This window comes from Vibrio glycogenivorans, assembly GCF_051660965.1.
GTDB lineage: Bacteria > Pseudomonadota > Gammaproteobacteria > Enterobacterales > Vibrionaceae > Vibrio.
In genome coordinates this window covers 56,048-78,912 of the sequence record NZ_JBPVIS010000016.1, presented here as the reverse complement: position 1 = coordinate 78,912, position 22,865 = coordinate 56,048, and the positions used below count along the sequence as shown (strand labels likewise).

Sequence of the window (22,865 nt, the reverse complement as noted above, 5' to 3'; positions counted from 1 at the left end):
GTAACAGCCACCATTGTTGACGGTGATGGCGATACTTACATGCCTGTGGCCAATATTGATATTCAAGATGGTCAAGATCCTGTTATCACTGCTGTCAGCCCTGCGTCATTTGATGAGGCGAACCTGGACGATGGCAATAGCCCAGACAGCGATGCGTTGGTGGTGACAGGTAGCGTCACAGCGACCACTGGCAGTGACGATATTGCTCGCTTTGAAGTGGATACCGCAGCCTTCAATACCGATGCGCCGATTGAGGCGCTGGGTAAAGCGGTTGTCTTGAGCTCAGCGAATGTTGTGACGGATCCGATTTCCGGCGTGGTGTCGTACGTTTACGATGCGACCGTTACGCTCGACGATGACAGCGTAGTGGACATCTTCCAAGTTTCTATCGACGAAGAGGGTAACTACCGCATTGAGCTGTTTGAGCCGATTGACCATGAGGCTGGCTCATCAGAGGACGATCAGTTGTCGTTTAACTTGCCTGTGTTTGCCGTCGATAGTGATGGCGATCCGTCTGAATCGACCGCGTTGACCAACATAGCGGTTACTGTTGTTGACGATGAGGCAACGGCAGCGAGTACGAGTGCGGCTCTTGAGGTAACGGAGCCAGTCACATCGGGTGACAATGCCACGGATGTGCATGACTTCCTTACGGCAGAGGGGGCAGACGGCGCTTCGGTAGTGAGCTTTGTCTATCAAGGTGATGCGACTAGCGATCCATTCATCCTCAACCAAGCAGACCCAGACTACCAAGACTTCGCTGTTGAAGATGGCACCGTATACATCAAGACCTCTGGTGAGATGTACTTCGAACCGGATCGAAACCTGGATCACAGCACCAACCAGACACTCAATACCTCGATTACCGCCACCATTGTTGATGGCGATGGTGATACCTTCACACCAGTTGCGAATATCGAAATCACTGATGGCCAGTTGCCAGTGATTAGCAGTGTTACTTCCGTCAGTCTTGATGAAGCGAATTTAGCTCAGGGTACAAGCCCGGGTAATATGCCAGTCAGTGACACAGGCGTGATCATCGCATCGGTTGGCAGTGATGATATTGACCACTTTGAGGTCGATGTTACCGCCTTTAATGTTACTACTCCTATTTTTGCTTTCGATAAGCCGGTTGTGATGGGGCCTGCTGTGATGACAACCGATCCTGACACCAACGAGGTCACTCACTCTCACACTGGCTCGGTAACCCTGAATGATGGCACGATTGTCGATATTGTTCAGGTCAGCTTTGATCAACAAGGTAACTACCGTTTTGATTTGCTTGAGCCGGTTGAGCATGAGGCGGACACTGCACAAGATACGGCGCTGTCATTTACTGTGCCTGTTGTTGCGATTGATAGTGATGGCAACCGCTCTGAGTCGAATGCGAACGCCCAGTTCTCCGTGACCATCGCTGATGATATGCCGCAAGTGGCCAATGAAGTGACGTTGATGGTCACTGAGCCTGTCACAACGGGCGACAACGCAACCATGACACATGACTTCTTAGTCAAGGAAGGTGCAGATGGCGCTTCGGTGACTAGCTTTGTTTATCAAGGGGATGGAGGAAGTACCCTACACGCGCTTGATCAAAGCCAATCAGGTTATCAGTCCTTTGCCGTAGAGAGTGGCACTGTTTACATCAAGGCCTCGGGTGAGATGTACTTTGAGCCAAATCGAAACCTTGACCATAGCACCCAGTCACCCATCGAGGCCTCGGTGACCGCAACGATCATCGATAATGATGGCGATGATTTCACGTCAAAAGCCAAGATTGAGATTATTGATGGGCAGCTCCCACAGATCACTAGTGAGAGCCGGATAACGCTGGATGAGGCGAATTTGGCTGATGGTTCAGATCCAAGCGGTGCTGTGGTGAGTGGGACTGGAGATATCAATATCCAAGTGGGCAGTGATGATATCGATCACTATGAGGTTGCCGTCACTCAGTTCAACTCCGATACATCTATTGCTGCGTTAGGTAAACCGGTGGTACTCGGCGCAGCCACGATCATCGTTGACTCACAATCCGGTCTTGCTTCTCACGTGTACACCGCGAGCGTTACCTTAGATGATAATAGTGTTGTCGATGTGTTTGAGTTGTCGGTGACTGAAGAGGGTAGTTATCGCTTTGAGCTCTATGAAGAGCTGGATAATGTTGAGGGCACGGAGGAAGATAACCAGATAGTGCTTGATATCCCAGTGTTTGCTATCGACCAAGATGGGAACTCGTCGGTATTGAGTGCCAATACCAATATTGAGGTCACCATCTTGGATGACGAGCCAGTGGTTGCTGGCGCTATTTTGCCAGTCACTGAACCGGTCGTTGAAGGCGATACTGACACCACCAACCCAGATGGTTTGACACCAGTGGGTGACCAGCAAGCTCATGACTTCCTCGTTCATGAGGGAGCTGACAGCGCATTACTGACCGAGTTTAATATTGAGTTTGAGTACGTGGATCAAACCATTAGTCAAACCTTCACTCTTAACCCTAGCCTAACTGGCTATCAAGCCTTTGAGGTGGTTGAGCGAGACGATCAAAACGAGATTATCGTTGATTTAGGTACGGTTTATATTCAGACCTCTGGTGAGATGGTCTTCGAACCGAGCCGCAATCTTGACCATAGTGAAGATGATCCCGTTGTGGCAACACTGACGGCAACGATCTTGGATGGTGATGGAGACACACTCAATCCGCAAGCTATCATCCAGATCGAAGATGGTCAGTTGCCGGTGATCGATTCGGTGAGCGGTGTGAGCGTCTCGGAAGTGGCTTTGAATGACGGGACGAGCCCAGATAGCAGTCTAGTGGTTGATCAAGGCGCAATATCGGCGACTCAAGGTAGTGATAACCTGACCCACTATGAGGTTGCGAGCCTCAACACCGACTTGGGCATCATTTCGCAAGGCGAGGCGGTGGTCGTTGCCGACCCAAGTACAGTAACCGATATCGACGGCAACATTACCCACTATGTTTATCAAGGCGTCACACAAACCTCTCAAACCGAGGTGTTTGAATTGCGCCTCGGTGTGGATGGCAGTTATGAGTTTACGCTCAATGAAGCGATTCATCACCCGCAGGGAGCTAACCCAGACACCGATGATAGCCTTGTCCTGAATATCCCGGTGGTTGCCGTGGATAGTGATGGTGATAGCTCTGCTCCAGTCGATTTATCGGTGACCATCGCCGATGATGAGCTTATTGTCAGTGAGACCACCGACCTTGATGTTGTCGAGCCGGTAACGGTTGGTGATACCCAGACGTTGCAGCACAACTTTATTACTAATGGTGGTGCTGACGGCTCAGCCGTAAGCAGTATTACGGTCGATAGTCAGACATGGACCCTAGACCAAAATGATACTGACTATCAAGCATTTGCTATTGATGATCTCGGCACCGCGTATGTGAAAACCTCCGGTGAGTTCTATTTTGAGCCCGACCGCGACCTCGATCACTCCAATGACGACCCAATTGAGTTCAGTCTTACTGCGAGGGTTGTTGATGGTGATGAGGACTTTATCGACTCCATCGTCAATATAGACATCAGCGATGGGCAACTTCCGGTTATCACCGACACATATACAGAAGGTGCGGGTAACCTTTCATTTGCTGAGGCGAACCTGCTTGATGGCACCGACCCGGATTCGAGCCTGTTGAGCCAAGTCGGTACAATCGACACCGATGTCGGCAGTGACAATATCAGCCACTATGAGCTTGAGCCGCTCGAGTTTAACCAAGACGGTAGTTTGAAGTCGATGGGCGAAGTGGTCGAGCTTGCACTGGTCTCGAACATTGCCGGTGTGAGAACCTATCGAGGCTTTGTTGAGGTAGATGGTGATGAAGTGGATGTCTTTAATGTCGCCATTGGTTCACCGAGCACAGGCCAATACACCATTACCTTACTTGAGGAGCTTGATCACACGGGTGATGATGACCTCTCTTTAACCTTTGAACTGCCTGTCTATGCCGTTGATAGCGATGGTGATCGCTCAACCATCAACGGTGAGACTGACCCCACAGCCGCACAAATTCAAGTCACGGTTGTCGATGATGTGCAAATGCTTTATGAGCAAAATCTCTCGCGCAATGAAGGAGATGGACGCGGCACCAAGTGGATGTTTGACAACCCAGCAGAGCGTGGGCGAGATAACGAAACGGGTGCGGATAATGGCGTGGTGACACGCATTGAAGCCGTCGATGAGACCGGGCGAGATATTCAATTCCGCCTCTCAGATGGCAGCTTGGTGGATGGCGTCAATCTTGAGGGGAGCTTAATCACGGTGACGGTGGTTGAGACAATTGGCAGTGCGTCGCGTGATTTGGGCGTGTTAGATATTCGCCCTGATGGCCGGGCGCGATTCGAGCCGGAGGATACCCTAGACCACGCTGACAGCCCAAATTTGAACTTCTCGGTGAATGTCACTGCTGTGGATGCTGATGAGGATACCACGAGCGAGCTGTTGAACATCACGATACGCGATCGCAATGCGGTGGTGGAGCCCGCTCAGATTTCCGGAGTGGAAGAAGCCGGCCGTGATGGCTCGATCACTGGCATTGACCTTGCCACAGATCTCGACAACTTATTGGGTATCCCGGCCGACAGTCTTGCGCCGATTAAAGTCGAGTTGTCTGTTGATCTCAATGATATCGACCGCAACGAGCAGATTGGTGAGGTTCGCCTACTCAATATCGGCAATCATAATGGCACCTTCTATTACCACAACGGCACTGAGTATGTTGCGCTACAGACCAACAATAGCCGTGCCACGCTCAGCAGTGATCAGGTCATTCAGTCCCTAGATGGTACAGTCGCCACGGTTGAGAATTTATACTTCGTGCCTGATCAGCATTTCTCAACCGATGAGGCGGGTATCGATATCCGTATTCAAGTGCAGGTATTAAATAACGGCGCGCATGATCACCGAGTCAATGGCGACTTGAATATCAATATCCAGAGTGTGGCGGATAAACCGACCTTCACCGTGGATAGCGTGGATAAATATTTGGCCTATGAGGATGGTGATAATGTCGAGCTTAGCGTGTTGGCATCGACTTTAGACACCAGTAACCCCGAGACTATCAAGTATGAGCTGGAGTTTATCCAAGGCGCGGATAAAGCGCAGCTTGTCTATGCCGATGGCACCTCAATCATTGCAACCGATGATGGCAATAATCGCATTTACTATGCGATAGAAGCCGATCGCATCGATGAGGTACAGGTCAATCCAATCGATCACTTCTCGGGTCAAATCATGCTCAAAGTGGTCGCGATTGCCACTGAGGATGAGAACGAGTTCACCGACAAGAAAACCAAGCAGTCAGATGACTTTAACATCACGATTGATGTGGCGCCGCAGGCGGATGCCAGCCGCATTCAGGTCAATCGCGCCAAGGTGTTTGAGGATGGCGAGACCGATTTTGATTACTCAAATGAGGATATCTTGCTACTCAGCTCCGTGGTTAACTTACGTGATACCGCCGATATCCTAACCGATGATGAGTATATGGATGAGTCTGAGCAGTTAATTATCGAGATTAGCGAGCTGTCAGAATCATCGGTTGAGTTTGTGTGGCTTGGTAGCGGCGATAGCCCTATCTCAGAGACGACTCCAGGGGTGTGGGAGATCGCAGTGAGCTCGACCAGTGATGATGCGATTAACTATCTTGAGCAGATCGAGGTGCGACCACTGGAGCACAGCAATGTCGATTTCACTTTTAAGGTCAAAGGCATTGTGCGTGATACCGCGGACCTCAGCGATGAAAACAGTGCCCTTGAGGTGTCTGAACGTGAGATTGGTGAGAAGACGGTATTTGTTGATATCAAAGGCGTGGCAGATACTCCTGATATCGTGCTGAATAATCAACCGGGTGAGACGGAGTGGTCATTTATTGATGGCGATGCAAATAATGGCCTTGAAACCACTATTGATGAAAATGGTGCAGCGCTGCTTAATTTCTCTGCCATTTCTACCGATACCGATGGCTCAGAGGATGTGACCATTGTCCTTTCGGATATCCCAGAAGGCGTAGAGGTGACCGATAAAGACGGGGTACCATTCTCGCTACTGTTTGTTGGTTTTGATGACAATGGCCAGCCGATTTACCAAGCCGATATCGCGGAAGAGAAATTTGACTCAGGGATTAAGATCATTCCTATTGACTCATCGACCACCAATTTCTCACTCACAGCTACCGTGGTGGTTACGGAAACGACAGATGGTCATTCGCGTGCCTTTGACCGAGAGCTGCGTGTTCATGTTGCCCCTGTGGTTGATGAGGCGGATTACTCACGAAATCTAAATGGTTTAGAGGACTCTCTAACCAATATTAACTGGGCACCACCAGGCGTTGATGAGCATGAAGTGGTGGCTGGTGTAACAGTGTCCGGTATTCCTGATGGTGCGACCGTGTTTGTCGGAGGTAGTGATGTTTCGGGTGATGTGGTCGCAGGTTCGTTGACCTTGAGCCCTTCAGGGCAGACGGAGGCAGAGTTCTCAACGGCAGTTCAGGCGAGCGATTATATCCAGATCCAGCTCCCTGAAGATGTGACCACGGATTATCAGCTCACAACGTCAGCAACCATCAAAGAGTATGACAGTGAATACATAGACAGCAACAATACGGGTGAAGGCGTCGCGGACAAGGTGGTTACGGGTACACTTAACGTTACGGTAACAGCTGTTGTAGAAGACGAGAATGCCTTTGTCACCACTGATGCCAATGGTAGCCCATCGGCCACCGTAACCAGTGTGATCAGCAGTGCTGACGGCGAGTTGGACTTCTCTGCAAATACCTCGGCAGGCGGCGAGGCGGGCGCTTATGTTGTTGCGTTTAATGACACCGATCTCGACTCCGATGAGTTAGTCTCTGAGATCATCGTCGACCTGCAACCTGAGCTCTACTTGGGTATCAGCAAAGCGGATTATGAGCTTGCGGTTGATACCTTGCCAAGCGATAGAACGCCTGAGCAGCAACAGTGGTTGGATGATGCCTCAGATTTCCTCGATCAGTTCTACTTATACAGTGACTCGCAAGGGGCGATCAATAACGGCAATGGCACTTGGACCATCACCGATATCAATAATTTCTCGATTAAAGCGCCCAATGGTTTGGCTGATATTGGCGCGGCAACGGACAATGCACTCACCGCAGACCATACCTCATGGGATATTCAAATTTACACCATAGTTACGGATAGTGGCGAGGACGGGGAAAGCGACAGCGCAAGCCAAGAGATCGACCCGGTGCCACTGCGTCTGGAATTCCCAACGTCAATTAGTGGTGCAAGCACCACCGCTGCCACGATTGTGGCTGATGCAAATGTTGTCGTACAGGGAATGGAGGATAGCCGAATCGATCTCAGTGATGCGCTGTTCTCGGCAGATAATGGCCTGTTAAGCGTCTCGACCTTTGATGGGGTGGCGGATGACCTGACCATAGTGATCAATAGCGATCAGCTGCCGCCAGGATTCCAAGTACAAGGCTTTGTGGGTGACTTTGTTGATGGGGTGTACATGCTGCAAACCTCGGTGGATAGCAGCGGCAGCATTGTCAGTGTGGCTGGCCTTGGGCTGATCCCACCAGAAGATTTTGCCGGTGATGTGGTTATTCCATTCTCAGTGGTCACCACTGATAGCCAGACGGGTGATGAAAATGTGGTGGATCTCGAGTTACCCCTAGCCATTTACCCGCAGGTCGATGTCAGCGCAACGGGACAAGCGCAAGACAGTGACACTAGCCCAGTCTTCGATGTCAGCGTGACACAGACTCTAGGCTTAGATGGTCAAAAGCAACCCACGGATTTGAACTCGAGCACCCCAATTACTGATGGTATCGCCTATGAAGATGGCTTGATTGAGCTCGACTTGAGCTTTGAGCTAGCTGACTCAGATACCAGCTTGTCACGTGGTCAGGAATCGCTGACTCAAGTGACTCTGACGGTCGATAGTGCAATGGGCAGTTTTGTTCAGTTTGATAGCGCTAACGTCAAGACCTCCTCCCAAACTCTTACCTTTGATAGTAGTGAGGTTGATATCGAGGCCGCGCTTGCTAGCGTCTTATTCGAGCCCGCTCCTGATTTCCCGGGTTCGATAGAGGGGGAAACCGATGAGGATATTATCGCGACCTTCAATGATGTGGTGATTGATATCTCGGGTAAGATTGAAGATCGCGTGACCTTTGATACACAAGATCCCGCAATGCAATTCCAGGCTGAGGTGGATGCCGATTCACAAGCGAGCATTGATGGACAAACCTTGGTTGTCGAGCGCGACTTTAGCGATGTTTCCGTGACCTTTGATGTCATGCCGGTGGTTGATGATTTGGTATTGACCAGCTCACTCAGTGACAATGACGGTAATATCTTGGTGGAGGGCAGTGAAGATGAGTGGATCTCCTTTGGTCAAGGCGGCCAGGGACTGCAGCTTTCACTTGGTGATACCGATGGCTCAGAGCGCTTTATCTCAATCAAGCTTACCGGAGTACCAGAGGACTTCCTGGTGCGCTCAACCTCAAGCGACTATGAGGTGAAAAACCTCTCTGAGGGTGAGTGGAGCATTCGCCTTAAGGCCAACCCAGATGACACTACGCCAAGCCTTGATGCTATCGAGATCAAGCCTGCCGAGCAGTTCAGTGGTGAGGTCACAATGGGCGTGACAGCCTTTGTTGAAGAGCAACTGACCGAGATGCCCGAGCAGCTTGATACCAGCTTCGTGCTCAAGGTCAATCCTGTTGCGGATATGATCGATACTGATGTGTCGACGGAAACCTTTATGATCGACGAGGGTGGGAGTGTTGATATTGAGCTCAATATCTCGCTGGTCGACACACTCGAGACGTTAGGCGATAGCCTGCCCGATTATGAGGAAAATGGCCCTGAGCAGATCCGAGTCACGGTGAACAATGTGCCGTACAGTGCCAGTATTACGATTGGCAGTGAAACTCTCACCCAAGAGGACTTAACTGGAATGCAAAGTCTTGTGTTTGATGTCCCTCAGGGCACCTTGACGCTCGATAACATGACCTTCCTTGCTGGTGATGCAAACAGTGATAATTGGGATGGGCAGTTAAGCATCACGATGGAAGCGCTCGATATTGGTCTTGATGGCACTGTCTCGGCAGGTAGCGACGCTGAGGTGGGGCTGTCTGTCACCGAAACCGTCAATGTGGTAGTGACTGCTATCAATGATCGACCTGAAATCACGGTCACCCAACCGGATGCGGCGCAAGAGGACGTTGACGTGCCGCTCAGCGGCTTTAGCCTAGCGGATATTGATGGCACTTTGGATGACCCAGACGCGGACTACGATCTCACCATCACGGCCCCTCATGGCAACCTAGTGGTTGGTCAAAACAACCCAGTGTTGTCAGGCGTGATGGTTGTCTCAGGCGATGGCAGCCCACAACTTTTATTGCGCGGTAGTGTCGCCGATCTCAACAGCTTTATCAGCGATGGCAAGATTGTCTATGACCCTGTGGATGACTTCTACGGTAGTGTCGACATCACGCTGCAAGTGGATGATATGGGCAACCACGGCCTCATCGACCCAACAAACCCCGATACTCAGTCACTCAGTGAGGTCGCCACACTCACACTCTCATTAGACGCGATTAATGATACGCCAGTGATCAGTAAGCCAACCAGCACGGTGGTGATCAATGATTCCACCGAGCAGAGAATCACCGGCCTTTCAGTTGCGGATGTCGATTATCAAGGTGATTATGCAGACGACAGCATGATGGTTACCTTGAGCGTCTCATCAGGCACGCTCTCGGTCTTGTCGAATGACCCTGATGTGACGGTAGAAGAGCAGCTCAATGGCGATATCGTGATGACGGGTGCTCCAGAGGCTATCAATGCAGTACTGGGTTCTACTGCTGACGGTGAGGGGGTATTTATCGATGCCAGCGAGGTCGATGTTACCACGGTCGAGCTTTCCATCACGGCTAACGATCAGGGCGTCTATTACGACCCATCGGGTATGGCGCTCGAAGCGTCCGATACCCTGACTATTACGGTTAATCAGGTCAATGATTCACCGACGCTGAGCATCGACCCAAGCATGAACTATGCACGTCAGGTCTATGCCAGCCGCTCGGCGGCCTCACAGGGTATTGCGCTTGCTGGACTGGTTGCGATGCTGGTGGATAGTCGTGAGGTCTTGTCATTAGAGATCACAGGCGTGCCTGATGCAGCCAGCTTAACCAGCAGCAATGCCAATGTCTCAGTCAGCGAAAACGCTGGCGTATGGACATTAACCTCAGCCGACCCGAGTGAGTTTGAAAACTTAGAGGGCATTAGCGTTGAGTTCCCAGCCGGGCCAAGCTCTGATGGTGTTTACTCGCTTGAAGTGGTCGCGGTGTCTGAAGAGTCTGATGGAAGCATCGCGAAATCTGAATCAGAAACGATTTCAATTTCGGTCGGGCCGGGCAACTTCGATCAATCTGATCAGAGCGATGATGTTTGGGTCATCGGTCGCGGCGGTACAACCGCCGCCACACTGGTCGGTGGCGAGGGAGACGATGTGATTGAGGGCGGATTAGGTAACGATATTCTCACCGGCGGGTTTGGCGATGACCTCCTGATCGGTGGTGAAGGTGCCGACACCTTCCGCTGGACTGAGACCTCAGTATCACAGGGCTCGGTCGATACTATTGCTGATTTTGATACCAGCCAGGGCGATGTGATAGACCTGCGCGATGTCATCAGCGATCTGCAAGACGATGATTTACTCGCCGAAGCCCTCGACCACATTGCCGCCCGAGTCGTTGACGGCAACATCGAGCTAGACATCACCACCGACGACGACGTGCAGCAAACCATCGTGGTCGAGAACGCCGCCAGCCAGGTGGACTTTACCGGTGTCGATCTGAATAACTCGGATGAAATTGTGAATACGCTGCTGGCGAATAATATTATTCAGCACGGGCTCTAGACGATAGGGGCGGGGTTCGGGGACGGGCTTCGCCCTACGAGGAGCGAGTAATTTGTCACTATTGGAGAACTCCTCGAACCTCGGAGGACGAAGTCCGTACTCGTAGTGTAACGTACTCGCTCCTGCGCTTTTAGACGCGATTTTTCTTCACATAAAACGGATTGTCATAGCGCTTCTGCGGGCCGAATTCTGAGATAACCAGCTTGTTCCATAGGGCGACATCGAATTCGCCCGGTGGGATTGACGGGTACATGGTTTCGGCTTCTTCGCGGGCGAAGTTTAAGAAGTTTTTCTTTTTGATTTGGTTGTACTTTTTGGCCACACGGTTGTGCTTGTGGATCCACTCTCGCTTGAATTGTTCGAGCTTTTTGTGGGCGTCGCCGTCTGGGTGGGTGGCGAAGTACAGGCGTTTGTATATGATTTTGCGGTCGATCATGCTGCGCATTGAGGTCTGGATGTAGCGACCATGCTCAGTGATAGAGATATCGTTGCTGTCAAACAACTGGACGTGCCAACGCGGGGCAAAAAAGCCGTGCTCTTTGTACTTTTTATTGCGCACTTCGATGGCCGTATGAAGCACAAGATCAGAGGTGCCTCTGAAGGTCTGTTGCCATTTACCGATTCGGATTTGAATCGATGTTGGTAATCGATAGATGTGGGTAAACTTATCTTCACTCATCTGACTGCTCGCAACCTAATTGGAGTAAGTTGTTGTGATGTTGGTATAGGGCAAACGCACGCCACATTAGTGTTTAATTGGGCTGCAAACCAAGTAACTCGCGACGAAACAGCATCTCGAGTCCACCAGGGTATAGATTCAATCATCGCTGGGATTTTAATCAGACCGAGGCCAAAGCTCAAGTCCGGTTACCAGAGTAAGCGGTCAGCTATTGAGATGCAAATAAACGGTGTAAATCAGTTAAATGGGGCACACAAATTGTGGCTAAATGCCCATAATCTGGCGTCGAGTGATGAGTTACCAGGCACGAGTGCATATTGGCATTGATTGCGGCTTGGATATCGTAGAGGTAATCGCCGACATAGAGCATTTCGTGTGGTGCGACAGACCAGAGCTCGGAGAGTGCAAGCAGCGAATCGGGCGCGGGCTTGGGCGGATAGTGTTCGCGACATATGAGCTCGTTAACCTCGAGCTTGAGCTTATCCAGCTTCATTTTTGCCGCTTGGATACAATTGCGGGTGACGATACCTGTGGCGATGTTACTTAGGTGAAGGTGATCGAGCAGATCAACACTGCCTTGCATTAATTGAGCTTGCTTGGCATCTGCAAGTTCATGAGAGATGATGGTTCGGTGCACGGTAGCTTTTTGCTGTTCACAGCCAAGCCGATCGGCAAAGTCGAGGAGGTCGTGATCACAGGGGCAGCCAATGTCCTCGCGGATTGAGGCAAAGTCTAGGCTTGAGGATACCAGGGTATTGTCCAAGTCGAACACCACCGCTTTGATGATTGAACCTTCCAGTTGCATATACAGCTCCATTTTGTCTCGCGCTAATATAAAAATAGCCAACATCGTAATGTTGGCTATTTAGAATTTCGTACGAGCTAAGCTGAATTAGATAGCTACGATGTTTTCCGCTTGAGGGCCTTTTTGACCTTGAGTTACAGTGAACTCAACTTTTTGGCCTTCAGTTAGGGTACGGAAGCCGTCACCTTTGATAGCGCTGAAGTGAGCGAAAACGTCAGGGCCGTTCTCTTGTTGAATGAAACCAAAGCCTTTTGTTTCGTTGAACCACTTTACAGTGCCAGTAACAGTGTTAGACATTTTTTATTTTTCCTAGTTTGATCGTTTAAAAGCCGAATTCGGCGCGGATAGCGTGGAAAAGTTGATTGCTATTGCGTACGACACGACGGGAGTACTGGGTAATCCAACGAAGCGCTGCTGTATACAAATGAACCGCCTTCTAGCTGTGAACCAGTCTAAGGTAACGGGGGGGCAAGTCAATTAAGAAACTGTGACATTGGCGAATTAGTTTAAATTTTGTTTAAAAAACTTGACCAATGTTACAAGTTGGAGGCGGCTTATTGGTAACATTCATAGTTCAATTGTCTGATCTTACCCCCAATTTTGCGAGATAAATCGTCGAACACAAACTGTGTGATATTTGTTCAAATTCGTCAAAAACGTGTAAAGAGCTCACCTTAAGCTTGATGGCAATTGTCATTAGGTGTTTAGCAAGGTAGGCTATAGCCAGTTTAGAATCCCAAGCCTGCTGCGAGTATTGCTGTCACGAATCCTTACAATCTAAAGGTGAACTTTAGATGAGAGCGTCGTTCCAAACTCAGCGACCCTAAATTGTGCTCAAGCATAATCGAACAACCGCAGCAGTGTATATAGTGAAATGGAGCTAATTCGTAGTGAAACTGTTTAAGATTGCCTCAGCGATCGGCTTGTGCTTTGCCTCTCTGGCTCACGCAGCCCCGACCGTGGTGCCTAACCCACCTGCATTGGGTGCAAAAGGTTATGTGCTGATGGATTTCAAATCAGGCGAGGTTCTGGTTGAGAAAAATGCCAATACACCGCTGAACCCAGCTAGTTTGACCAAGCTGATGACCGCGTATGTGGCAGGCCAGGAAATGAAAGCGGGCAACATCAGCGCGGAAGACAGCGTACTGATCAGTGAAAATGCCTGGGCGAAGAAGTTCCCGGACTCATCGAAGATGTTTATTGAGGTGAACACGCGCGTTAACATGATGGATCTCTACCGTGGTCTGATTGTGCAATCAGGTAACGATGCGAGTGTCGCGATTGCCGAGCACGTTGCAGGCTCAGCCGATGCGTTTGTTATGCTGATGAACTCTTGGGCTGCTCAGTTAGGATTAGAAAACACCTCATTTAGTAACCCGCATGGCTTGGATAGTGAGAGCCTTTACTCAACACCTTATGATATCGCTAAGTTGGGCCAGGCGATCATCCGCGATCTGCCGGATATCTACTCGCTGTACAGTGAGCGTAGTTTCCAATACAACGGCATCACGCAATATAACCGTAACGGTCTACTGCGCGATCGCAGCATCAACGTTGATGGTATGAAGACGGGTTATACCTCTGGTGCGGGCTATAGTCTGGCAAGTTCAGCAACCCAAGGTGACATGCGTCTAATTGCAGTAGTGATGGGCTCAACCAGTCCGAAAGCGCGTGAATCAGAGAGCAAGCAGCTTCTAAGCTACGGCTTCCGCTTCTTTGATACCATCGAGCCGAACAAAGTCGGCGAAGCCATTGCTCAGCCACGAGTATGGATGGGTGACAAGGACAACGTGGATGTTGGCTTGGCTGAGCCTCTGTATTTGACTCTACCTAAGAGCGATATTGCCAAGCTAAGCGCTGTGATTGAGATGCAGCCAGAGCTTTCTGCGCCAATCGCTCAAGGTGCGGTTATTGGTCAGGTGATGTACCAACTTGATAACGAAGTCATTGCAACGGCTGACCTGATTGCGCAAGAGCCTATCGAGCAAGGCAGTATTTTCAAGCGCCTACTGGATTGGGTGACAAAGCTATTCGCTTCTTTGTTCTAAACGATAGAGTTTTAAGCAGGGATAGCATCGGATGAGTGAGAGGCGACCTTTTGGTCGTCTCTTTTGTTTTATCTCAAGGGTAGCAACCAACATGTTAGACAAAAAGAACCTGATCAAGCTTGCCTCAATGCGCATGCCGTTTGGCAAATACGCTGGGAGGGTGCTGATTGACCTACCGGAGGAGTACCTTTTGTGGTTTGCCCGTAAGGAGCAATTCCCTGAGGGCGAGTTAGGCGAGCTGATGCAACTGTGTTTAGCGCTTAAGATTGAGGGGCTAGACTCTGTCGTCAAACCGCTCAAGCGTGAGTGTGATTAGCCCTTCGTTTGGGGCAGATTTAATTTTGGAAGAAAGACAATGATCGAAAGAAAAGAAACCAAGCAGCGCATGAGCCGCGCAGTGATCCACAACGACACGATTTACCTGTGTGGCCAAGTCGCTAAAGACTCAACCAAAGGCATCACAGAGCAGACCGCGACGATGCTGGAGAAGGTCGATGAGCTACTGAACAACTACGGCTCAGACCGTAAATCCATGCTATCTGCAACCATTTACGTCAAAACCATGGATGACTTTGCTGCGATGAATGCGGTGTGGGATAGCTGGGTACCAGAAGGCCATGCCCCTGCACGCGCTTGTGTTGAGGCATCTATGGCACGTGAGGAATTGCTGGTGGAGATTTCTGTGGTTGCTGCAGTAACGAAGAAATAATCGCTTAAGTGAGATTTAGGGTTCTGTTCTATGTTTACGGAACCCTGTTTTTTATTGCTGGAAAACTTAACCCTGTGACGAGGTTAATGTACCGCAATGGTGCATTTTTCACTATCCAGTTTAGTACCATTGCCGTTGGTGACAGCAAGGTTGATGGCTGTGTGTAGTTTAGTTGCCAAATTTTGACTTACGCTACAGCTCGCCAACTCCTCGATGGCCGCAGTAAGCGGTTTGAACAGTACCTGCAGTATAGTGCGGGTGATAATTTCATCGCTATCGATCGACATAGCGACGCTACCCTTATCAACATCCGCGAGAGTGCTCGATTGCGATGCTATGCGGATAACTTGCTTGAGGCCTGATTCTCTTTGCAGTGAGACGGTACAACTAAAAAGGCAACCGTGTGAATGAGCAAGAAGTTCATGCTGTCCCTGACCGAACTCAGAGCACATCACATCGAAACCAGCTTCCGTCAGCACCCACTCGATGGTACGTAACAGATTCTGAGAGTAAGTCTTGGGTGACATAAACAATCGAGAGATTGCATTACGCAGCAGTTGGTGATGTGAACTAATCATTTGTGTCCTCGTTTTTGCCGGTATCTTAGTGATTAATTCTGCGCCGAGTCATTTTTGTGCTACAAAAGTGCGAAGTGCTTTCCAAAATAATTTTCAACAAGGTAGCTGACAAGTCATCCTTCAGTCTATTGTTGGAAGGCGCTTTGTAACCTAATTCGATTTGAACTGTCCAACCCAGGTGTTAATATTCGCAAGATAACCTATTGCCAAAACAGTTGTGATTTCATCCCATTCCATTAGAATGCGGGTTTGTACAAAATTTGACGTGCATTTGTGTTTGTACCAAATCTTGTTCAAAGTGCGAAAAGCCAGCAAGGCGAAATCGCTTAACTCACTGCTTAATAAAGCAAAATGACAATTGCACGTGTTGCTTGGTATGCAACACCACTGTAAAGGAAATTTCATGCCAATTATTACTCTTCCTGACGGTAGTCAACGTCAATTCGATAATCCGGTTTCTACTCTAGAAGTTGCTCAATCTATCGGTCCTGGTCTAGCGAAAGCGACCATCGCAGGTCGTGTTGATGGTAACCGTGTTGATGCTTGCGATTTGATTGAACAAGATGCAAGCCTAGAAATCATCACAGTAAAAGATGAAGTAGACGGTCTAGAGATTGTTCGTCACTCTTGTGCTCACCTTCTTGGTCACGCGATCAAGCAGCTGTTCCCTGAAGCGAAAATGGCGATCGGTCCTACGATTGACAGCGGCTTTTACTACGACATCGACTTGGAGCACTCTCTGACGCAAGAAGATCTAGACAAGATCGAAAAGCGCATGAAAGAGCTGGCGAAAACCAAGTACCAAGTGGTTAAAAAGAACGTAAGCTGGCAGGAAGCGCGTGATACTTTTGAAGCACGCGGCGAAACTTACAAGATGGAAATCCTAGACGAAAACGTCGCTCGTGACGATCGCCCAGGCCTATACCATCATGAAGAATACATCGACATGTGTCGCGGTCCACACGTACCACACATGGGCTTCTGCCAACACTTCACACTACTGAACGTGGCTGGTGCTTACTGGCGTGGTAACAGCGACAACAAGATGCTGCAGCGTATCTACGGTACTGCTTTCCACGATAAGAAAGCACTTAAAGCGCACTTGGTTCGCCTAGAAGAAGCGGCTAAGCGTGACCACCGTAAGATCGGTAAGCAGCTTGACCTGTTCCACATGCAGCAAGAAGCGCCGGGTATGGTGTTCTGGCACCACAATGGTTGGTCTATCTTCCGCGATCTAGAAGTGTTTGTGCGTGAGAAGCTAACAGAATACGGCTACCAAGAGGTAAAAGGCCCACTGATGATGGATCGCGTTCTTTGGGAACGCTCTGGTCACTGGGACAAGTACGCCGATGCGATGTTCACCACCTCTTCTGAGAACCGTGAATACGCGATCAAGCCAATGAACTGTCCAGGTCACGTACAGATCTTTAACCAAGGTCTGAAATCGTACCGCGACCTACCGCTGCGTATGGCGGAGTTCGGTTCATGTCACCGTAACGAACCATCGGGCGCACTACACGGCATCATGCGTGTACGCGGCTTTACTCAAGATGACGCGCACATCTTCTGTACTGAGAGTCAAATCCAAGAGGAAGTGACTGGCTGTATCAAGATGGTGTACGACACGTACAACACGTTTGGCTTTAAAAACATCGTGGTGAAGCTGTCAACTCGTCCTGAGAAGCGTGTAGGCTCTGATGAGATCTGGGATCAGTCTGAAGAAGCACTTAAGCAGTCACTTGAATCTATGGATATCCCTTACGAGATCCAAGAAGGTGAGGGCGCGTTCTACGGTCCTAAGATTGAGTTCACGCTATACGACTGTCTCGATCGCGCATGGCAATGTGGTACAGTTCAGCTAGACTTCAACCTACCAGGTCGCCTAGGGGCTACCTATGTAGATGAAAACAACGAGCGCCAAGTGCCGGTAATGATTCACCGCGCTATCCTTGGCTCGCTTGAGCGTTTCATCGGTATTCTAATTGAAGAGTACTACGGCTTCTTCCCAACATGGTTATCGCCAGAGCAAGCAGTGATCATGAATATCACTGACAAGCAGTCGGACTATGTGCATGAAGTAGCACAAAAATTGCAAAAAGTTGGAATTAGAGCCAAAGCGGACTTGAGAAATGAGAAGATTGGCTTTAAAATCCGCGAACACACTTTGAAGCGTGTTCCGTACATGCTGGTTTGTGGCGACCAAGAGATGGAAGCCGGCGAAATCGCAGTACGTACCCGTAAAGGTAAAGACCTTGGCAAGTTTAAAGTGGATGACTTTATTGAATACATCCAAGCCGAAGTTTCTACCCGTAAGCTCAATCTGGAGGAATAAACTATTAAAGGCGGAAGACGTGGCCAACAACCGGCCAAACAAAACCAGCACCGTTTGAACGGTGAAATTCGTGGCGTTCGTGAAGTTCGTTTAACAGGCGCTGACGGTGAAGCTGTTGGTATCGTATCGATCCAAGAGGCACTTGCAGCAGCTGATGAAGCTGGTATGGATCTTGTAGAGATCAGCCCTAACGCCGAGCCACCAGTTTGTCGTGTGATGGACTATGGCAAATTCCTCTTCGAGAAGAGCAAAGCTGCTAAAGAGCAGAAGAAGAAGCAAAAGCAGATTCAGATTAAGGAAGTAAAATTCCGTCCTGGAACTGATATCGGAGACTATCAGGTAAAACTACGCAACCTGACGCGTTTCCTTGAAGACGGTAACAAAGTGAAGGTAACAATTCGCTTCCGTGGCCGCGAAATGGCTCACCAAGACATCGGTGTTGACGTTCTAAATCGTTTGAAAGAAGACACAGTAGATTTTGCTGTTGTGGAATCTTTCCCAACGAGAATTGAAGGTCGCCAGATGATCATGGTACTGGCCCCGAAAAAGAAGTAATTAACGGCTTATCAAGTAATTGAACCCCGCCGTTGCGAAACGGTGGGGTTTTATTCGCCCTAATTACTATTGTTTAAACAACTCAACAATGCGGAGTTATTCATCATGCCTAAGATGAAAACCAACAAAGGTGCTGCTAAGCGTTTCAAGAAAACTGCTGGTGGTATTAAGTACAAGCACGCTACAAAACGTCACATCCTGACCAAGCGTACTACTAAGAACAAGCGTCAACTACGTCCAAACGCAATCCTTCCTAAGTGTGAAGTGGCTGCAGTTGTTCGTATGATGCCATACGCTTAATTCTTTTTAGTTTATCAATCGTTTAGTTTAGGAGAGACATAATGCCTCGCGTAAAACGTGGTGTACAAGCTCGTGCACGTCATAAGAAAGTTCTAAAACAAGCTAAAGGTTACTACGGTGCACGTTCACGTGTTTACCGCGTAGCTTTCCAAGCAGTTACTAAAGCTGGTCAATACGCTTACCGTGACCGTCGCAACAAGAAACGTCAATTCCGTCAACTGTGGATTGCACGTATCAACGCTGCATCTCGTCAAAATGGTCTATCTTACAGCCGTTTCATCAACGGTCTTAAGAAAGCATCTATCGAGATCGATCGTAAGATCCTTGCTGACATCGCAGTATTCGACAAAGCTGCATTCGCAGTTCTAGTTGAAAAAGCGAAAGCTGCTCTTTAATTAGAAGTAGTTATCAGGTTTAAGAGAAGGAGAGCCTCGGCTCTCCTTTTTTATTGCCTGTCGTTTAGCGTGAGTAAATTTTACACACTTGTTACCGCTGATGCCGAAGAGTGACTAAGTGTTTTTCCTCCCACTGCTCATTAGAACTCAAGTTCCCCTTATTAAAATTAGATAGTTACCTAGCTGACCTCGTTTTTCCTACGCAGTACTACGTAATACTTAGGTCTGCTCGTTCCTCTCGTTGCTGTATCGCTGCGTGTTCACGCCCATTTCACACAGGCTATTTGTGTCACATCTTTATTAAGCAAAGAAGCTCTCATTGGCGAGGGTCGATTCAATGAACATAAAGGACGAGAACATGAGCTTTATTCACCAAAGCGTAAAACGTGCTGTCGCTGGAGTTGTGGTCGCAGCAATATGCAGCCTATCTGCGGCCTCGGCAGTGGCCGACGACAAGGTTTACCGACTCAAACTGGCGGAGACCTGGGGGCCTAACTTCCCAATCTTCGGTGACACTACCAAAAACATGGCCAAGATGGCAGAAGAGATGTCTGGCGGCCGACTTCAGATCCGTATCGACTCTTCCAACAAGCACAAGGCGCCGTTTGGTGTGTTTGATATGGTGAAATCCGGTCAATACGATATGGGGCATTCAGCGTCTTACTATTGGAAGGGTAAGGTGCCCAATACTTTGTACTTCACGACTATGCCGTTTGGTATGCTGCCCGTTGAGCAGTATGCCTGGTTCTACTATGGCGGCGGAATGGAACTGATGGAGCAAGTGTATGAACCGCATAACCTATTGTCGTTCCCTGGCGGTAACACCGATGTACAAATGGGTGGCTGGTTTCAAAAAGAGATCAATAGCGTAGAAGACCTGCAAGGCCTTAAGATGCGTATCCCAGGATTTGCGGGTGAAGTACTTGCTGAGCTAGGCGCCAAACCGACTAATATCGCCCCGGGTGAGCTATATACGTCACTTGAGCGCCGCACCATCGATGCACTGGAGTGGGTGGGGCCATCGCTTGATTTACGCATGGGCTTTCATAAAATCGCGCCTTATTACTACACAGGTTGGCATGAGCCAGCAACTGAGCTTCAGTTCTTAGTCAATAAACGCAAATGGGATAGTCTGCCAGATGATCTTAAAGCGATCCTCCAAGTGGCGATGAAGACGGCGGCCTACGACATGTACACTCAATCTAAGCATGAAAGCGGTAAGAACTGGGCGTCGATCACCACCGAATACCCGAACGTGCAGGTGAAGAACTTCCCACCCGAGGTGATGGATGCGCTGCGTGAAGCCAATGATCGCTTGCTCAAGCAGCATGCTGAGAAAGACGCGATGGCCAAACAGATCCAAGACTCTCAAGCGGCCTATCTAGAGCAGGTCCGCCCTTGGTCTGATCTCTCGCACCGCGCCTACCTCAATGCACAAGCAGAGGCGGCCGCTGAATAACTTGGTTGAGCTCCACGGGTGAGGCGCTTGCCTCGCCCATCAATCCTTCTTCGCACCCTCGCGAAACCCTCTCTGTGGACTGGAATATGAGAAGTTTGATCTATCTAGAGCGCCTGTTTAACCGTTTTGGTGACCTGCTCGGTTGGCTAGCCAGTGTGCTGTTTCTGATTTTACTGGTTAACGTTACCTACGATGTGGTGATGCGGTATGTCTTTAATGACGTCTCGATTGCCTTTCAGGAGTTGGAGTGGCACTTGTTTTCCGCGGTGTTTTTACTTGGTGTCCCTTACGCGATTAAAGCGGGTGGGCATGTGCGAGTCGACATCATCTATGAGCGGTTATCTCACCGCGTACAAGCGGTAGTGGATATCATTGGTACCTTGGTGTTCTTGTTTCCGTTTTGCCTATTAGTGGCGTGGTATGGGATTGATTTTGCCAAAGAAAGCTACACTCTGGGTGAAACCTCGGGAGACCCAGGGGGCTTACCTTATCGCTGGATCATCAAGGCGATGATCCCAGTGTCGTTTATTTGCATGTTTATTAGTGGGATTGGTTTGATATTACACTCTATCAACCGCATTGTTCACCCACACCTCACTCATCACCACAGCAACTTTGGCAAGCAATAAGAGGGCAAGGGAATGATTGGAATTGTGATGTTTTTCGTTGCCCTGTTTGCGCTGTTGCTCGGCTTTCCTGTGGCATTTACCTTTGGTGGCATCGCCCTGATCTTTGGCGTTTGGGCCGAGGGTATGGATATGTTTGCGTTTATGCCCTATCGCATTCAGTCCATCATGGAAAATACGGTGCTGATGGCGGTGCCCTTATTCGTGTTTATGGGCTTGGTATTACAAAAAACGCGCCTTGCTGAGCAGTTATTGGAGTCAATGGGGCGCCTATTTGGCGGTGTGCGCGGAGGCATAGCGGTTTCGACGGTCTTGGTGGGAGCCTTGCTTGCTGCGTCAACTGGGGTGGTGGGGGCATCGGTTGTCGCGATGGGACTGATCTCTTTACCTGTTATGCTTAAGTACAATTATGACAAAGGGTTAGCATGCGGCACCATTTGCGCCTCGGGCACGTTGGGGCAGATTATTCCACCTTCTATCGTCCTGATTTTACTTGGCGATGTGCTAGGGGTGCCTGTAGGGGATTTATTTAAGGCGGCGGTTTGGCCAGGGCTGGCTTTGGTTGCGGCTTACGTTATCTACATACTGATCTATGCCAAGTTCTACCCTGAGTCCGCTCGAGCACTAGAGCGTGACCCATCAATCAGTCGCAAACAAGAGGTGATTAATGCGCTTAAGGCCGTTATCCCGCCATTAGTGTTGATTGTATTGGTATTAGGTTCGATATTTGCCGGTATCGCGACACCAACCGAATCTGCTGCCTTGGGCGGTGCGGGTGCTATCTTGCTTGCCTTAATTTATCGCCAGTTTAGCTGGGCTATGGTCTATGACTCCGCCAAAGAAACCGTCAAAGTCACCGCGATGGTGTTTGCGATTTTGCTTGGCGCGACCGCCTTCTCAATGGCGTTTACCTACACAGGCGGTGACTACTTGGTCGAGGAGTGGATGCTGCAGATCCCGGGTGAAAAATGGGGCTTTTTGATCATCACCATGCTGGTGATCTTGCTGCTGGGCTTCTTTATCGATTTTGTTGAGATCTGTTTTATTATCGTACCAATCATTGCACCGGTTGCTGAGTTGATGGGGCTCAATATGACTTGGTTCGCCATTCTTATCGCAATGAACCTGCAAACCTCATTTCTGACGCCGCCGTTTGGTTTTAGCTTGTTCTATCTAAAAGGCGTCACACCTCAAGGGGTGACCACTGGTGATATCTATCGTGGTGTGGTGCCGTTTATCCTGATTCAAATCGTTGTACTCGTCTCTTTGCTAGTGTTTCCGCAGCTGTATGGGATGGCATAAAGCAGTTTGATGGATCTATCAAAATATGACCTACATAACCTCATGATTTAATGATATACCCAAGTGACCTCAAGATGCAGACTTCAGAGTCAATATACGGGCTCATATCAAGGAAAATGGCTGCAGAAATGGTTATCCC

General features: G+C 49.3%; 15 protein-coding genes. 11 read left to right on the top strand and 4 right to left on the bottom strand.

Features of this window, described 5'->3' with window-relative positions:
- Positions 1 to 39: 39 nt before the first annotated feature.
- Positions 40 to 10,938 carry a T1SS-143 repeat domain-containing protein gene (locus ACSTTG_RS21525; protein ID WP_438476242.1) on the top strand — a complete coding sequence of 3,633 codons (10,899 nt, stop codon included), beginning with the start codon at positions 40 to 42 and terminating at the stop codon, positions 10,936 to 10,938.
- A gap of 130 nt (positions 10,939 to 11,068) precedes the next feature.
- On the opposite strand, the gene ACSTTG_RS21520 is transcribed toward ACSTTG_RS21525, so the two are convergent.
- The 3 genes from ACSTTG_RS21520 to cspE form a co-directional block, all read right to left on the bottom strand.
- Positions 11,069 to 11,617 (bottom strand): MSHA operon transcriptional regulator, encoded by a 549-nt coding sequence (locus tag ACSTTG_RS21520; protein ID WP_438476241.1) that lies wholly within the window; start codon positions 11,615 to 11,617, stop codon positions 11,069 to 11,071.
- A 208-nt stretch (positions 11,618 to 11,825) separates the two neighbouring features.
- On the bottom strand, positions 11,826 to 12,422 hold the full coding sequence (locus ACSTTG_RS21515; protein WP_438476240.1) for an HAD family hydrolase: 597 nt from the start codon (positions 12,420 to 12,422) through the stop codon (positions 11,826 to 11,828).
- A gap of 87 nt (positions 12,423 to 12,509) precedes the next feature.
- Positions 12,510 to 12,719: a transcription antiterminator/RNA stability regulator CspE gene (gene cspE, locus ACSTTG_RS21510; protein ID WP_438461001.1), complete on the bottom strand. Its 210-nt coding sequence runs from the start codon at positions 12,717 to 12,719 to the stop codon at positions 12,510 to 12,512.
- Between the two features lie 593 nt (positions 12,720 to 13,312).
- On the opposite strand from cspE, the gene ACSTTG_RS21505 reads away from it, so the two are divergent.
- The 3 genes from ACSTTG_RS21505 to ACSTTG_RS21495 all read left to right on the top strand — a co-directional run bounded on the left by ACSTTG_RS21505 (position 13,313) and on the right by ACSTTG_RS21495 (position 15,179).
- On the top strand, positions 13,313 to 14,470 hold the full coding sequence (locus tag ACSTTG_RS21505; protein ID WP_438461002.1) for a serine hydrolase: 1,158 nt from the start codon (positions 13,313 to 13,315) through the stop codon (positions 14,468 to 14,470).
- A gap of 91 nt (positions 14,471 to 14,561) precedes the next feature.
- Entirely contained in the window at positions 14,562 to 14,786 is a 225-nt protein-coding gene (locus ACSTTG_RS21500) for a DUF3820 family protein (protein ID WP_438461003.1), read from the top strand.
- A gap of 39 nt (positions 14,787 to 14,825) precedes the next feature.
- Positions 14,826 to 15,179, top strand: coding sequence for a RidA family protein (locus tag ACSTTG_RS21495; protein ID WP_438476238.1), 354 nt, complete (start codon positions 14,826 to 14,828; stop codon positions 15,177 to 15,179).
- A gap of 83 nt (positions 15,180 to 15,262) precedes the next feature.
- Here ACSTTG_RS21495 and ACSTTG_RS21490 read toward each other — a convergent pair whose 3' ends face one another.
- Positions 15,263 to 15,757: a hypothetical protein gene (locus tag ACSTTG_RS21490; RefSeq protein ID WP_438461005.1), complete on the bottom strand. Its 495-nt coding sequence runs from the start codon at positions 15,755 to 15,757 to the stop codon at positions 15,263 to 15,265.
- 403 nt (positions 15,758 to 16,160) lie between these two features.
- On the opposite strand from ACSTTG_RS21490, the gene thrS reads away from it, so the two are divergent.
- From thrS to ACSTTG_RS21455, 7 genes are all read left to right on the top strand, one after another.
- Positions 16,161 to 18,089, top strand: a complete 1,929-nt coding sequence (gene thrS, locus ACSTTG_RS21485; protein ID WP_438476236.1) for a threonine--tRNA ligase — start codon at positions 16,161 to 16,163, stop codon at positions 18,087 to 18,089.
- A 3-nt stretch (positions 18,090 to 18,092) separates the two neighbouring features.
- Positions 18,093 to 18,644, top strand: a complete 552-nt coding sequence (gene infC / locus ACSTTG_RS21480; protein ID WP_438461054.1) for a translation initiation factor IF-3 — start codon at positions 18,093 to 18,095, stop codon at positions 18,642 to 18,644.
- Between the two features lie 105 nt (positions 18,645 to 18,749).
- A complete protein-coding gene (gene rpmI, locus ACSTTG_RS21475; protein ID WP_004401085.1) occupies positions 18,750 to 18,944 on the top strand; it encodes a 50S ribosomal protein L35 in 195 nt (64 codons plus the stop codon).
- A gap of 41 nt (positions 18,945 to 18,985) precedes the next feature.
- Positions 18,986 to 19,339, top strand: coding sequence for a 50S ribosomal protein L20 (gene rplT / locus ACSTTG_RS21470; RefSeq protein WP_004401084.1), 354 nt, complete (start codon positions 18,986 to 18,988; stop codon positions 19,337 to 19,339).
- A 358-nt stretch (positions 19,340 to 19,697) separates the two neighbouring features.
- Positions 19,698 to 20,798, top strand: a complete 1,101-nt coding sequence (locus ACSTTG_RS21465) for a TRAP transporter substrate-binding protein (RefSeq protein ID WP_438476235.1) — start codon at positions 19,698 to 19,700, stop codon at positions 20,796 to 20,798.
- Between the two features lie 86 nt (positions 20,799 to 20,884).
- The gene (locus tag ACSTTG_RS21460) at positions 20,885 to 21,427 is read left to right on the top strand and encodes a TRAP transporter small permease subunit (RefSeq protein WP_438461009.1); all 543 of its coding nucleotides are present in this window, start codon (positions 20,885 to 20,887) and stop codon (positions 21,425 to 21,427) included.
- 12 nt (positions 21,428 to 21,439) lie between these two features.
- Positions 21,440 to 22,726 carry a TRAP transporter large permease gene (locus tag ACSTTG_RS21455; RefSeq protein ID WP_438476233.1) on the top strand — a complete coding sequence of 429 codons (1,287 nt, stop codon included), beginning with the start codon at positions 21,440 to 21,442 and terminating at the stop codon, positions 22,724 to 22,726.
- Positions 22,727 to 22,865 lie beyond the last annotated feature (139 nt).